This window comes from Sinorhizobium terangae, from assembly GCF_029714365.1.
GTDB classification, from domain to species: Bacteria; Pseudomonadota; Alphaproteobacteria; order Rhizobiales; family Rhizobiaceae; genus Sinorhizobium; species Sinorhizobium terangae.
In genome coordinates, this window is record NZ_CP121659.1 from 3,229,261 (window position 1) to 3,242,689 (window position 13,429).

A 13,429-nucleotide genomic window follows, 5' to 3' on the forward strand; every position below is an offset into this window, starting at 1 on the left:
CCGGGTATCTCCCCCACAAGGGGGGAGAATGGATGTGGCACGCTGGGCGTCTTCACCGAGGCATTCCACTCGCAGAAGCGTTTCGGTTGGAGCGGGTGGCCGGCCGCGCATCGATCTCCCCCCTTGTGGGGGAGATGGCCGGCAGGCCAGAGGGGGGTAAAGGCCGCCACGTTCATTCCGCAGCCTCCACCGCCGGAGCCGGCGAGAAATCCTCCGGGAAATGCGTCATCGCGCTCATCACAGGATAGGGCGTGAAGCCGCCGAGCGCGCAGAGCGAGCCGAATTTCATCGTGTTGCAAAGATCGGCGAGCAGCTCGCGATTCTTCTCAGGCTCGATGCCGGCCGCGATCTTGTCCGCGACCTCGACGCCGCGTGTCGAGCCTATGCGGCAGGGCGTGCACTTGCCGCAGCTTTCGACGGCGCAGAATTCCATGGCGAAGCGCGCCTGCTTCAGCATGTCTGCCGTGTCGTCGAAGACGACGATTCCGGCATGGCCGATCAGGCCATCCCTGGCTGCGAAGGCCTCGTAGTCGAACGGGGTGTCGAACAGCGCCCGCGGGAAATAGGCGCCGAGCGGGCCGCCCACCTGCACCGCCTTGACCGGCCGGCCACTTGCCGTGCCGCCGCCGATCTCGTCGACGATCTCGCCGAGCGTCAGGCCGAAGGCGGTCTCATAAAGGCCGCTGTGCTTGACGTTGCCGGCGATCTGGATCGGGATCGTGCCGCGCGAGCGGCCCATGCCGAAGTCGCGGTAGAATGCCGCGCCCTTGTCCAGAATGATCGGCACGGAGGCGAGCGAGATGACGTTGTTGATGACAGTCGGACAGTCAAACAGACCCTTGTGCGCCGGAAGCGGCGGCTTGGCGCGCACCAGTCCGCGCTTGCCTTCGAGGCTGTTCAGAAGCGAGGTCTCCTCGCCACAGACATAGGCGCCGGCGCCGGTTCTGACTTCCATATCGAAAGCATGAGCGGAACCGAGTATCGAGGCCCCGAGCACGCCAGCGGCGCGGGCGATCTCGATCGCTTGCTCCATCGCCGCAATCGCGTGCGGATATTCGGAGCGCGTGTAGACATAGCCCTTGGTCGCGCCGGTCGCGATGCCGGCGGTCGCCATGCCCTCGATCAGCACGAAGGGATCGCCCTCCATGATCATCCGGTCGGCGAAGGTGCCGCTGTCGCCCTCATCGGCATTGCAGACGATGTATTTGCGCGAACCCGCCGCCTCGAGAACCGTCTTCCACTTGATGCCGGTCGGGAATCCGGCACCGCCGCGTCCGCGAAGGCCGCTTTCGGTTACCTCCGCAACAATGGCTGCAGGCTGCATGGCCACCGCCTTTTCGAGACCACGCAGGCCGCCATGGGCGCGATAGTCGTCGAGCGACAGCGGGTCTGTGACGCCGCAGCGGGCGAAGGTCAGCCGCGTTTGCTGCTTGAGGAACGGAATATCTTCCGTCTTCCCGAGACAGAGTGGGTGCGCGCCGCCAGAGACCAGCCCGGCATCCAGAAGCGAAGCGACGTCACTCGCCTTCACCGGGCCGTAGGCTATGCGGCCCTCGGCTGTTTCGACTTCGACCAGCGGTTCCAGCCAATGCATGCCGCGCGAACCATTGCGGACGATAGCGACGTCGAGCCCGCGGGCCGCGATCTCTTCGGCCATCGCCGTGGCGACACGTTCGGCGCCGAGCGCAAGTGCGGCGGCATCCTGCGGAATGTAGATCTTCACGGTCATCGGCGTGCCTCCGCGACCAGCGCCTCAAGCTCTGCGTCGTCGATCCGTCCGTGCACCTCACCGTCGAGCATTGCCGACGGCGAGCAGGAACAGAGCCCAAGACAGTAGACGGGCTCCAGCGTCACCGCGCCATCCGGCGTCGTTTCATGGAAGTCGATGCCGAGCAGCGCCTTGGCGCGTTCGGCCAGCCGGTCGCCGCCCATCGATTGGCAGGCTTCGGCACGACAGAGCTTCAGCACATGACGCCCGGCCGGGTGCTCGCGGAAATCATGGTAGAAGGTGACGACGCCATAGACTTCGGCGCGCGAAAGGTTGAGCTCACGCGCAATCACCGGCAAGCACTCTTCAGGCACATAGCCGAATTCGTCCTGGATTTCATGCAGGATCGCAAGAAGCGGGCCTTCGAGCCCCTTGAGTTCACCGACAATCGCGAGCGTTCGCTCAGCCACGTCTGCGCGCGGCAGCTGAATATTCACCCGAAGAGCCCTCCCGGCTCTGGCGCGGCGCGACCAGGCCTTCCGCCCGACCGCTGCAGCGCCGAATGTTTTCATCTCGGCAAAGACCGGAGCCTCGTCGATCTTTGCCCTTTAAGCTTCGCGCGTAAGGCCGGAAGGGTCAATAATGCTGTTCCGTTAATCGATAGGAAAAATCTATCGATGCAGGATAAGACGAGACGCAATGCGGCCTTTGCATCAACTTATTGAAATTGATCGCGTTCAGGCTCGGTGAACGTGTTCCAGGGCCTCGTTGCGCTCGCCCAGGATGCGGGCTTCATGCAGGAGCGCGGAGACTAGCGGCGTGAAGGGCTCGCGGTAGGTGGCGACCAAGCCGACCGTGTGATGGACATCCGGATCGATGATCGGGATCATCCGGATATCCTCGTGAAAACCGAATGATTTCGCGACGTTGAAGGGCATGATGCTCGCCCACCGGCCGGTGCGGACGTGAGAGAAAAGCACAATCATCGAATTCGATTCGAGTGTCGGCCTGGGGACCGCGCCGGCTTCTGCAAAATGCTGATTGATGATACGGCGGTTCTGCATGTCGGCCGTCAATAGACAAAGCCGAACGTTGCTGACTTCCTTCCAGGTCACGCTTTTGCGATCCGATAGCGGCGTGCCGGAAGCGGTAACCAGATGATATTGCTCGATTTGCAGCGGCACGGTGGTCACGCGGCCGAGCGGCTCGTTCTCCAGATAGGTCAAGCCCGCGTCGATCTCGAGGTTTTCCAGAAGCGTCAGGATCTGCAGCGACGTCGTCGAAAGCACCGAAAACGTCACATCCGGATGCTTTTCCTGGAACGGCGCGGTGATCATCGGCACCATGGCAAGCGTCGTCGGGATCGCGGCCAGCCGGATATGCCCGGACAGACCTTTGCGTGCCGCGCGCATCTCCTCGCGCATGGTACGGGTGTCGCTGACGATTCGCCGCGCCCATTCGAGCACCCGCTGGCCCTCGGGCGTCAGACCCTGGTAACGCGATCCGCGATTGACGAGCATGACGCCAAGCTGGTCTTCGAGCTGGCGGATCGCCGCCGAAAGCGTCGGCTGCGTGACACCGCACTCCTCCGCCGCCCGGCCGAAATGCCGTTGGCGGGCAAGTGCGAGAAAGAACTCCAGCTTATCGATCATTCCTGGCCTTTAGGTCGCGATGATTTGACCTTCCCCTCACCCCTAACCCTCTCCCCGCGGCCCCCGTGTCGCTTGTCCCTTCGCCCCGCTCGCGGAGAGAAGGTGCCGGCAGGCGGATGAGGGCAGCTAGACAGCGGATTCCGCTCAAGCAATGAGCTGCCCGCCGTTCACCTCCAGCACCTGGCCGGTGATATAGCCCGAAAGCGCATGGGACGCGAGAAAGAGATAGGCTGGCGCACAATCCTCGGCTGAGCCGAGCCGGCCGAGCGGGATCGTCTTGCGCGTTGCCTCGAGTTTCTCCGGCGACGAATAGCGTTCATGGAAATCGGTGGCGATCGTTCCCGGCGAGACGCAATTGACGCGGATGCCCTCCGGCGCCAGTTCGCGCGCCAGTGCCTTCGAATAGGTCGCGACGAAAGCCTTGGTGGCAGAGTAGATCGACGAGCCGGCGCTGCCGCCGGTCGAGGCGGAGATCGATACCGTGTTGACGATCGCAGGATGGGTGCCCCTGCGCAGCAGCGGCAACATCGCCCGCGTCATCTCGACGACCGACGTCTGGTTGAGCTGCACGACGGTGCGATAGTCTTCGTCGGTCAGGTCGGCTGCCGGGAAGCGCCCGACCATCGTGCCGGCATTGTTGATGAGGACATCGACCCTGTCGAAGCGCTCCCGGACGGCATCCGCCAGAGTTTCGACGCCGCCAGCGACGAGAAAATCGGCGGCGCAAAGAAACGCCCTGCCCTCGGTTGCGGCCAACTCGAGAAAATCGTGCCGTTCGCGGGCGACCGTCCTGCCCATGTGGACAAGGACATGCGCGCCACAATCGAGAAACTGTCGCGCAACCTCCAGCCCGATACCCCGGCCACCGCCGGTCACCACCACGTTCATGCCCTTGAACAAGGCCGGATGAAACATGCCCTTCCCCCCTCTGACCCTATATCCCAGTCCGGATCACACGTGCCGATCAACAGCCATAAATTGAAGCAGAACGCGGGAGAAAGAGCGCCACAATCTCTTCTCCTGGCCTGACAGACCGACAGGCTCGCCCATCCATTGCCGGATTGCAACATGGGCGAGCCAGCGGTTGCCGCGAAACCGGCATCATGCAAGAACGCCGACTTCTGAAATTGCATGGCTTTCGTTTTTGCATATTATGAAAAAAAACGAAAACTGGGGAGCCGGAATGTATCTCAGCGGGCGGCAGGCAGAAATTCTGGAACTGGCAAAAACAGAGGGGCGCGTGCTTGTCGAGGAGCTTGCCCAGCGCTTTTCAGTGACGCCGCAAACGATCCGCAAGGATCTCAACGATCTCTGCGACGCAAGGGTGCTTAACCGCATCCACGGTGGCGCCATCTTCCCGAGCGGCAAGGAAAACGTCAAATATGACGCACGCCGCCAGATCGCCGCGACCGAGAAGCAGGCGATCGGCCGCGCCGCCGCCGCGCTTATCCCTGACAACGCCTCGCTGTTCATCAATATCGGCACCACCACCGAAGCGGTGGGAGAAGCGCTGCTCGACCACAAGGAATTGATGGTCATCACCAACAACATCAATGTTGCCAACAGGTTGCGCGTATTCCCGTCGATCGAGGTGGTGATTGCGGGCGGTGTCGTGCGTGGCTCAGACGGCGGCATCGTCGGCGAGGCCGCCGTCGACTTCATCAAGCAGTTCAAGGTGGACTTTGCCGTCATCGGAGCCTCGGCGATCGACCACGACGGCGCACTTCTCGATTTCGATTACCGGGAAGTGAAAGTCGCCCAGGCGATCATCGCCAATGCGCGGCACGTCATTCTCGTTTCGGACTCCACGAAATTCGAACGAACCGCACCGGTCAGGATCGGCCACATCTCCCAGGTCCAGACTTTTATCACCGACCGCTGCATCATTGAAAATGTTCGGAAAATATGCGCGGAACAGGACGTTCGGCTGGTCGAGACCGATGCCTGACTCGGACCGCTTTGCGGGGCCCGGCTTCGCGGAAACATTCGTTTGACATTCGATATATTTTCGTTTTAACTGATTTCACTTTCGCAGCCGCATCAATTTGTGCATTGCGAAATGCGGAGGGGAAATACAGTGCCAGAGCAGACGATCTTCGACGTCTTCGTAATAGGCGGCGGCATCAACGGATGCGGCATTGCACGCGATGCGGTCGGTCGGGGTTATACCGTCGCACTGGCCGAAATGAAGGATTTCGCTTCCGGCACATCGTCCGGCTCCACCAAGCTTATTCACGGCGGTCTGCGCTATCTCGAATATTATGAGCTCCGCCTCGTCCGCGAGGCGCTGATGGAGCGCGAGATACTGTGGGCGATGGCACCGCATGTCATCTGGCCGATGCGCTTCGTGCTGCCCTTCCATAAAGGCGGGCTACGCCCCGCCTGGCTCATCCGCCTCGGCCTGTTTCTCTATGATCATATCGGCGGTCGCAAGCTGCTGCCCCCGACCCGGACGCTGGACATGACCCGCGACCCGGCGGGACTGCCGCTGAAGCGGCTTTTCACCAAGGCATTCGAATATTCCGATGGCTGGGTCAACGATGCGCGGCTGGTGGTGCTGAACGCGCGCGACGCCGCCGATCGCGGGGCGCGGGTCATGCCGCGCACCCGAGTCGTCTCGGCGCGCCGCAACGACGGACACTGGACTATCGAAACGGAAAACATGGTGACCGGCGCGCGCGCAACCCTGCGTGCCCGCATGCTCGTCAATGCCACCGGTCCCTGGGTGGATCGCGTGCTCGCCGACACGATCGGCAAGAACGACGTGCACAATGTGCGCCTCGTCCAGGGCAGCCATATCGTCGTGAACAAGAAGTTCGACGATCCGCGCGCCTATTTCTTCCAGAACCCGGACGGGCGGATCATCTTCGCCATTCCCTACGAGAACGATTTCACCCTGATCGGCACGACCGACCACGATTTCGACGGCAACCCCGCGGAGGCGCGCATCAGCGACGCCGAGATCGACTATCTCTGCAAGGCGGCGAGCGAATACTTCACCGATCCGGTAACGCGCGACGACATCGTCTGGACCTATTCGGCGGTGCGCCCGCTGTTCGACGACGGCGCCAGCAAGGCGCAGGAGGCGACCCGCGATTACGTGCTGCGCCTCGAGGGTGAGAACGGCCAGGCGCCGCTCTTGAACATTTTCGGCGGCAAGCTCACGACCTATCGGCGGCTGAGTGAGTCTGCACTCGAAAAAATTGGCGAGGCAATCGGAGTCAAGGGCCGGAAATGGACCGCCGGATCGAACCTGCCGGGCGGCGATTTTCCCGCTACCGGCTACGACGCCGAGGTCGCCAGCCTCAAGGCGCGCTACCCTTTTCTCGCCAGTTCACACGCGCGCCGCCTCGTGCGGCTCTACGGCACGCGGGCGGCCCGGCTTCTCGGAAAGGCGGCGAGCGAGACCGATCTCGGAAGGCGTTTCGGAGCAGACCTCTACGAAACCGAAGTCAATTGGCTGATCGAGCAGGAATGGGCGCGGTGCGCGGAGGACGTGCTGTGGCGCCGGACGAAACTGGGATTGAAGCTCTCGCCGGCCGAAGCCGCGGAGCTGGAGGAATATATGCAGGGCGCGGCCAACGCTGCCGCCTAGGCACGGTACGCAGGCGGAAAACCAAAATCCCGCTCCGAGACCGTGCAATTTGAGACTGCCGATGGCTGGGTGGAACACCGGAGAATTCGATGCTTGAAATGAAGAACATATCCAAGGTCGTGGGCGGGGAGACCCATATCCACCCGACCGACCTTGTGCTGGAGAGGGGGTCGCTCAATGTGCTGCTCGGCCCCACGCTCTCCGGCAAGACGTCGCTGATGCGGCTGATGGCCGGTCTCGACAAGCCCGCCTCCGGTTCGCTTCGCTTTGATGGCGCCGACGTCACCGGCCTGCCGGTGCAGCAGCGCTCTGTCGCCATGGTCTACCAGCAGTTCATCAATTATCCGGCGATGACGGTGTACGACAACATCGCCTCGCCAATGCGCATCAAGGGCGCCGATAGCGCAACTGTCGATCGGGACGTGCGCAAGGCGGCCGAGCTCCTGAAGCTCACCCCCTATCTCGACCGCACACCCTTGAACCTTTCCGGCGGCCAGCAGCAGCGCACCGCGCTTGCACGAGCGATCGTCAAGAACGCCGACCTGGTGCTGCTCGACGAACCGCTGGCCAATCTCGACTACAAGCTGCGCGAGGAACTGCGCGAGGAATTGCCGAAGATTTTCGCCGCCTCCGGTGCGATCTTCGTCTATGCAACGACCGAGCCGTCCGAGGCCTTGCTGCTCGGCGGCAATACCGCCACCTTGAGCGAGGGCCGCATCACCCAGTTCGGCCGCACGATCGACGTTTATCGCCGCCCGATCGACATCGTCACCGCGCGCACTTTCGCCGATCCGCCGCTGAACACGATCGAGCTCGTGAAGACGGGAGCGGATTTCACGCTCGATGGAAAGCCCGTGCTTACCGTCCCGGCCCATCTTTCGGCCGTTCCGGACGGGCCCTGCACGGTCGCCTTCCAGCCGCACCACCTTTCTTTCGATCCGCCGAACGGCAGCGGCAATGCGCTTACCGTCAAGACGGCGATCTCTGAAATCGCCGGCTCGGAGAGCTTCATTCACGTCGGCTTCGCCGGCGCGCGCTGGGTCATGCTCGCGCCCGGCATTCACGACATCGAACCGGACGCGGTTCTTCAGGTCTTTGTCGATACACGCCACCTGATGGCCTTCGGGCCGGACGGTCGCGCGATCGGCGGAACGGCCTGAGGCGGCGCTGGGAGGAGAACATGGCCAGAATCAACCTTGAACATATCCGCCACGCCTACGGCGCAAAGCCGAAGTCGGAGGCGGACTACGCGCTGAGGGAAGTGCATCACGAGTGGAACGACGGCGGCGCCTATGCGCTGCTCGGTCCTTCCGGGTGCGGCAAGACCACGCTTCTCAACATCATTTCCGGCCTCATTAATCCGTCCGAGGGACGCATCCTTTTCGACGGTCACGATGTCACGCATCTCTCCACCCAGGAACGCAACATCGCCCAGGTGTTCCAATTCCCGGTGATCTACGACACGATGACCGTTTACGACAATCTCGCCTTCCCGCTGCGCAACCGGCATGTGCCGGAGGCGGAGGTCGACCGGCGCGTCAAGGAGATCATCGAGATGACCGGCCTTGGCGGCTGGGCGATGAAGACGGCCCGGAGATTGACCGCCGACCAGAAGCAGAAGATCTCGCTTGGCCGCGGCCTCGTCCGCTCGGACGTCAGCGCCATCCTCTTCGACGAACCGCTGACCGTGATCGACCCGGAAATGAAATGGGTGCTGCGCTCGCAGATCAAGCGGCTGCACAGGCAGTTCGGCTTCACCATGGTCTATGTGACGCATGACCAGACCGAGGCGCTGACCTTCGCCGACAAGGTTGTCGTCATGTATGACGGCCAGATCGTCCAGATCGGCACGCCGGCCGAGCTTTTCGAACGGCCGCGCCATACCTTCGTCGGCTATTTCATCGGCTCGCCGGGCATGAATGTGCTGCCGGCGACGATCGAAGGCAGCAAGGCCGCGATCGGCGGCGAGAGCATCCCGCTCAATTTCCTGCCGAAAATCCAGTCCGGGGCCAAGACCGAACTCGGCATTCGCCCGGAGTTCATCGTGCTTGGGCGCGAAGGCATGCCGGTCTCGATCACCAAGGTGGAGGATATCGGACGCCGCAAGATCGTCCGCGCCCGCTTTGCCGACCGGACGATCTCGATCGTCGTCGACGAGGACGGCGAGATCCCCGCCGAGCCGCGCGTCACCTTCGATCCGAAGGCAATCAATATCTACGCCGATTCCTGGCGCGTCGGTGAGGAGGTTTGAGCCATGGAAAAAACCTGGAACAACAAGGCCTGGTTCATGGTCCTGCCGGTGTTGGTGCTCGTCGCCTTCTCCGCCGTGGTCCCGCTGATGACCGTCGTCAACTATTCGGTGCAGGACACCTTCGGCAACAACGAGTTTTTCTGGGCCGGCACCGACTGGTTCGTGGATACACTCGAATCCGACCGCTTCTGGGACGCGCTCACCCGCAACCTGATCTTCTCGGCGATCATCCTAACGATCCAGATTCCGCTCGGCATCGTGATCGCACTCAACATGCCGAAGAAGGGCATCGGCGTTCCGATCTGCCTGGTGCTGATGGCACTGCCGCTGCTCATTCCGTGGAACGTCGTCGGCACCATATGGCAGGTCTTCGGCCGCGTCGACATCGGCCTCCTCGGACGCACGCTCGCCTCGCTCGGCATCAACTACAACTATGTGCAGAATCCGATCGATGCGTGGGTGACGCTGATCGTCATGGACGTCTGGCACTGGACGAGCCTCGTCGTGCTCCTGTGCTATGCCGGCCTCGTCTCGATCCCGGACGCTTACTACCAGGCGGCCAAGATCGACGGCGCCTCGCGCTGGTCCGTCTTCCGTTACATCCAGCTTCCGAAGATGAAGCGCGTGCTCCTGATCGCCTTCCTGCTGCGCTTCATGGACAGTTTCATGATCTATACGGAACCCTTCGTCGTGACCGGCGGTGGACCGGGCAATTCGACGACCTTCCTGTCGATCGATCTCGTCAAGATGGCGATCGGCCAGTTCGATCTCGGCCCGGCCGCAGCCCTCTCGATCATCTACTTCCTCATCATCCTGCTTCTGTCGTGGATCTTCTACACGGTGATGACCACGAGCGAGGCTCAAGGCTGAGAAAGGAGGGAGGAGACATTATGAAAACCAATACGCAACCGCTGTCGCAACGCCTCTCCTGGCTGGTCCCGACGATCTACATCGTCTTCCTGCTCCTGCCGATCTATTGGCTGGTCAATATGAGCTTCAAGGAGACGGGCGAGATTCTCAGCACGTTCTCGCTCTGGCCGCAGAATCCGACGCTCCGGAACTACCGGGTGATCTTCACCGACCCTTCCTGGTACAACGGCTACATCAACTCGATCACCTACGTCGTGATGAACACGGTGATCTCGGTCTCGGTGGCGCTGCCGGCGGCCTACGCCTTCTCGCGCTATCGCTTCCTCGGCGACAAGCACCTGTTCTTCTGGCTGCTTACGAACCGGATGGCACCGCCGGCCGTTTTCGCGCTGCCCTTCTTCCAGCTCTATTCCGCCTTCGGCCTGATCGACACGCATATCGCGGTCGCCATCGCGCACTGCCTCTTCAACGTGCCGCTGGCGGTCTGGATCCTCGAAGGCTTCATGTCGGGCGTGCCGAAGGAGATCGACGAGACGGCCTATATCGACGGTTATTCCTTCCCGCGCTTCTTCGTGAAAATTTTCGTGCCGCTGATCGCATCCGGCATCGGCGTCGCCGCCTTCTTCTGCTTCATGTTCTCGTGGGTCGAACTCCTGATCGCGCGTACGCTCACGACCACCGATGCCAAGCCGATTGCCGCCACCATGACCCGCACCGTCTCGGCGTCCGGTCTCGACTGGGGTGTGCTTGCCGCCGCCGGCGTGCTGACGATCATTCCCGGCGCGCTCGTCATCTACTTCGTCCGCAACTACATCGCCAAGGGCTTCGCCCTGGGGAGGGTCTGATGGCAACCATCGCCACTCGCAAGAACCGCTGGCCCGTCGCACTTGTCGCGGTGCTCGTCGTCTATGTCGTAGCTGCGGGCCTGCTTGTTTCCGCCCTGCCGCTCAAGGACGGCGAACGCGACTGGTTCGCCCCGCTGATCCCCGGCGGGTGGATGGCCTGGTCCTTCCCGACCGCCATGTTCTTTCTGACGATCTTCACGCTGCTTTCGCTGATGGCCGTCTGGGAATATGCCCGGCCCGGAGGAAATCCGCGCGTCGGCATCCTGCGCTTCGAAACCACCCGCGGCGACCGACTCTTCGTCTCGCTGCTCGGATCCGCCTTCATTCATCTCGGCTGGCTGGGGCTCGTCGGCACAAACCTCTGGTGGGCGGTCGCGCTCTCGGTGGTCTATGCCATCGGCGTCTTCCGCTACGTCTGAGAAACGCAATGAGGGGCGCGTCGACGGCGCGCTCCTCGAAACTGCAATGAACTGCAATCGCAAAACCCAAGGGAGGAACTTATGCGACGGCATCTTCTAACGACGACGGCAGCCATGCTGCTGGCTCTCACCGGGTCGGCCTACGCCGGCATGGATGAGGCAAAGGCGTTCCTGGACAAGGAAATCGGCGACCTCTCGTCGCTCGACCGCGCCGCCCAGGAAGCGGAAATGCAATGGTTCATCGATGCGGCAAAGCCCTTTGCCGGCATGGAAATCAAGGTCGTCTCCGAAACGATCACCACCCATGAATATGAATCGAAGACCCTCGCCAAGGCGTTCTCTGACATTACTGGCATCAAGATCACCCACGACCTGATCGGCGAAGGCGACGTCGTCGAAAAGCTGCAGACGCAGATGCAGTCCGGTGAAAACGTCTATGACGCCTACATCAACGACTCGGATCTGATCGGTACCCATTGGCGCTACCAGCAGGCCCGCAGCCTGACCGATTTCATGGCGAACGAGGGCAAGGACGTCACCAACCCCAACCTCGACATTGATGACTTTATCGGCAAGTCCTTTACCACAGCCCCGGACGGCAAGCTCTACCAGCTCCCCGACCAGCAGTTCGCGAACCTCTACTGGTTCCGCTACGACTGGTTCAACGATCCGAAAATCCAGGAAGAGTTCAAGGCCAAGTACGGCTACGACCTCGGCGTTCCGGTCAACTGGTCGGCCTACGAGGACATCGCCGAGTTCTTCAATGGCCGCGAGATCGACGGCAAGAAGGTCTACGGCCACATGGATTACGGCAAGAAGGACCCGTCGCTCGGCTGGCGCTTCACCGACGCCTGGCTGTCAATGGCCGGCAACGGCGACAAGGGCATCCCGAACGGCAAGCCGGTGGACGAGTGGGGCATCAGGGTCGACGAGAACTCGCGCCCCGTCGGATCCTGCGTTGCGCGCGGCGGTGACACCAACGGCCCGGCGTCGGTCTATGCCATTCAGAAGTATCTCGACTGGCTGAAGGCCTATGCTCCGGCGGCCGCCCAGGGCATGACCTTCTCGGAATCCGGTCCGGTTCCTTCGCAGGGTGAAATCGCCCAGCAGATGTTCACCTATACGGCGTTCACCGCGGACTTCGTGAAGCAGGGCCTGCCGGTGGTGAACGAGGACGGCACGCCGAAGTGGCGTTTTGCCCCGAGCCCGCACGGCGTCTACTGGAAGGACGGCATGAAGCTCGGCTATCAGGACGCCGGCTCCTGGACGATCCTGAAATCCACGCCGGACGACCGCGCCAAGGCCGCCTGGCTCTACGCGCAGTTCGTGACCTCCAAGACCGTGGACGTGAAAAAGAGCCATGTCGGTCTCACCTTCATCCGCCAGTCGACGCTCGATCATCCGAGCTTCACAGAGCGCGCACCGAAGCTCGGCGGCCTGATCGAGTTCTACCGCTCACCGGCCCGCCTGCAGTGGTCGCCGACCGGCACGAACGTGCCTGACTATCCGAAGCTGGCCCAGCTCTGGTGGCAGGCGATCGGTGACGCGTCTTCCGGTGCCAAGACCGCGCAGGAGGCCATGGACTCGCTTTGCGCCGAGCAGGAAAAGGTGCTGCAGCGCCTCGAACGCGCCGGCATCCAGGGCGACATCGGCCCGAAGCTCGCCGAAGAGCACGACCTCGAATACTGGAACGCGGAAGCCGTCAAGGCCGGCAACCTCGCTCCACAGCTGAAGGTCGAGAACGAGAAGGAAAAGCCGATGACCGTCAACTATGACGAACTGGTCAAGAGCTGGCAGACGAACTAAGCCTCCCAAGGCAGGTGCCGTCCGAATTTTCGGGCGGCGCCACGACATCTGGAGATGCGGCGCCGGGGCTGGAAACAGCTCCGGCTTTCGTTTGATGAAGAAGCAGGCACTCTATCCCATCCAGGCCGGGCGGGGCGCGTCTTACAACGGCAAGTATCCGGAGACGAATGGATAAAATAAGCAATCGGGAGGTAGCAGATCGACCGTATTACCGCTGATCAACCGAAAACTGTTTCCCCTTTTTCAATAAGGTAATGCCTCGCCGTCGCTGCCATAGTTTGCC

General features: G+C 62.1%; 12 protein-coding genes. 8 read left to right on the top strand and 4 right to left on the bottom strand.

Annotation, left to right across the window (positions count from 1 at the left end; genetic code table 11):
* Positions 1–172: 172 nt before the first annotated feature.
* The 4 genes from QA637_RS15295 to QA637_RS15310 form a co-directional block, all read right to left on the bottom strand.
* Positions 173–1,729, bottom strand: a complete 1,557-nt coding sequence (locus QA637_RS15295; protein WP_283062148.1) for a formate dehydrogenase beta subunit — start codon at positions 1,727–1,729, stop codon at positions 173–175.
* Positions 1,726–2,205: a formate dehydrogenase subunit gamma gene (locus QA637_RS15300; RefSeq protein ID WP_283062150.1), complete on the bottom strand. Its 480-nt coding sequence runs from the start codon at positions 2,203–2,205 to the stop codon at positions 1,726–1,728. Before QA637_RS15300 ends, QA637_RS15295 begins: the two co-directional genes overlap by 4 nt.
* 240 nt (positions 2,206–2,445) lie before the next feature.
* A complete protein-coding gene (locus QA637_RS15305) occupies positions 2,446–3,360 on the bottom strand; it encodes a LysR family transcriptional regulator (protein ID WP_283062151.1) in 915 nt (304 codons plus the stop codon).
* Between the two features lie 144 nt (positions 3,361–3,504).
* The gene (locus QA637_RS15310; protein ID WP_153436657.1) at positions 3,505–4,275 is read right to left on the bottom strand and encodes an SDR family NAD(P)-dependent oxidoreductase; all 771 of its coding nucleotides are present in this window, start codon (positions 4,273–4,275) and stop codon (positions 3,505–3,507) included.
* A 268-nt stretch (positions 4,276–4,543) separates the two neighbouring features.
* Here QA637_RS15310 and QA637_RS15315 point away from each other — a divergent pair, with 268 nt between their 5' ends.
* From QA637_RS15315 to QA637_RS15350, 8 genes are all read left to right on the top strand, one after another.
* Complete coding sequence (locus tag QA637_RS15315; RefSeq protein ID WP_153436658.1) at positions 4,544–5,308, top strand: DeoR/GlpR family DNA-binding transcription regulator; 765 nt, start codon at positions 4,544–4,546, stop codon at positions 5,306–5,308.
* Between the two features lie 129 nt (positions 5,309–5,437).
* Positions 5,438–6,955: a glycerol-3-phosphate dehydrogenase gene (glpD, locus tag QA637_RS15320; protein WP_283062153.1), complete on the top strand. Its 1,518-nt coding sequence runs from the start codon at positions 5,438–5,440 to the stop codon at positions 6,953–6,955.
* A gap of 89 nt (positions 6,956–7,044) precedes the next feature.
* Positions 7,045–8,115, top strand: a complete 1,071-nt coding sequence (locus QA637_RS15325; RefSeq protein ID WP_283062155.1) for an ABC transporter ATP-binding protein — start codon at positions 7,045–7,047, stop codon at positions 8,113–8,115.
* Positions 8,116–8,135: 20 nt separating this feature from the next.
* The gene (locus QA637_RS15330; protein WP_283062157.1) at positions 8,136–9,206 is read left to right on the top strand and encodes an ABC transporter ATP-binding protein; all 1,071 of its coding nucleotides are present in this window, start codon (positions 8,136–8,138) and stop codon (positions 9,204–9,206) included.
* A 3-nt stretch (positions 9,207–9,209) separates the two neighbouring features.
* Positions 9,210–10,076: a carbohydrate ABC transporter permease gene (locus tag QA637_RS15335; protein ID WP_283062158.1), complete on the top strand. Its 867-nt coding sequence runs from the start codon at positions 9,210–9,212 to the stop codon at positions 10,074–10,076.
* Positions 10,077–10,096: 20 nt separating this feature from the next.
* Positions 10,097–10,921, top strand: a complete 825-nt coding sequence (locus tag QA637_RS15340) for a carbohydrate ABC transporter permease (RefSeq protein WP_153436663.1) — start codon at positions 10,097–10,099, stop codon at positions 10,919–10,921.
* Entirely contained in the window at positions 10,921–11,340 is a 420-nt protein-coding gene (locus tag QA637_RS15345; protein ID WP_153436664.1) for a DUF2160 domain-containing protein, read from the top strand. The genes QA637_RS15340 and QA637_RS15345 overlap by 1 nt, the downstream gene beginning before the upstream one ends.
* Before the next feature lie 81 nt (positions 11,341–11,421).
* On the top strand, positions 11,422–13,146 hold the full coding sequence (locus QA637_RS15350; protein WP_153436665.1) for an ABC transporter substrate-binding protein: 1,725 nt from the start codon (positions 11,422–11,424) through the stop codon (positions 13,144–13,146).
* Positions 13,147–13,429 lie beyond the last annotated feature (283 nt).

Bases quoted from the DNA above. Each gene is read 5' to 3' on its own strand.
- QA637_RS15295 (WP_283062148.1), bottom strand. From the start codon at position 1,729: ATGACCGTGAAGATCTACATTCCGCAGGATGCCGCCGCACTTGCGCTC.
- QA637_RS15305 (WP_283062151.1), bottom strand. From the start codon at position 3,360: ATGATCGATAAGCTGGAGTTCTTTCTCGCACTTGCCCGCCAACGGCAT.
- QA637_RS15310 (WP_153436657.1), bottom strand. From the start codon at position 4,275: ATGTTTCATCCGGCCTTGTTCAAGGGCATGAACGTGGTGGTGACCGGC.
- QA637_RS15315 (WP_153436658.1), top strand. From the start codon at position 4,544: ATGTATCTCAGCGGGCGGCAGGCAGAAATTCTGGAACTGGCAAAAACA.
- QA637_RS15325 (WP_283062155.1), top strand. From the start codon at position 7,045: ATGCTTGAAATGAAGAACATATCCAAGGTCGTGGGCGGGGAGACCCAT.
- QA637_RS15330 (WP_283062157.1), top strand. From the start codon at position 8,136: ATGGCCAGAATCAACCTTGAACATATCCGCCACGCCTACGGCGCAAAG.
- QA637_RS15335 (WP_283062158.1), top strand. From the start codon at position 9,210: ATGGAAAAAACCTGGAACAACAAGGCCTGGTTCATGGTCCTGCCGGTG.
- QA637_RS15340 (WP_153436663.1), top strand. From the start codon at position 10,097: ATGAAAACCAATACGCAACCGCTGTCGCAACGCCTCTCCTGGCTGGTC.
- QA637_RS15345 (WP_153436664.1), top strand. From the start codon at position 10,921: ATGGCAACCATCGCCACTCGCAAGAACCGCTGGCCCGTCGCACTTGTC.
- QA637_RS15350 (WP_153436665.1), top strand. From the start codon at position 11,422: ATGCGACGGCATCTTCTAACGACGACGGCAGCCATGCTGCTGGCTCTC.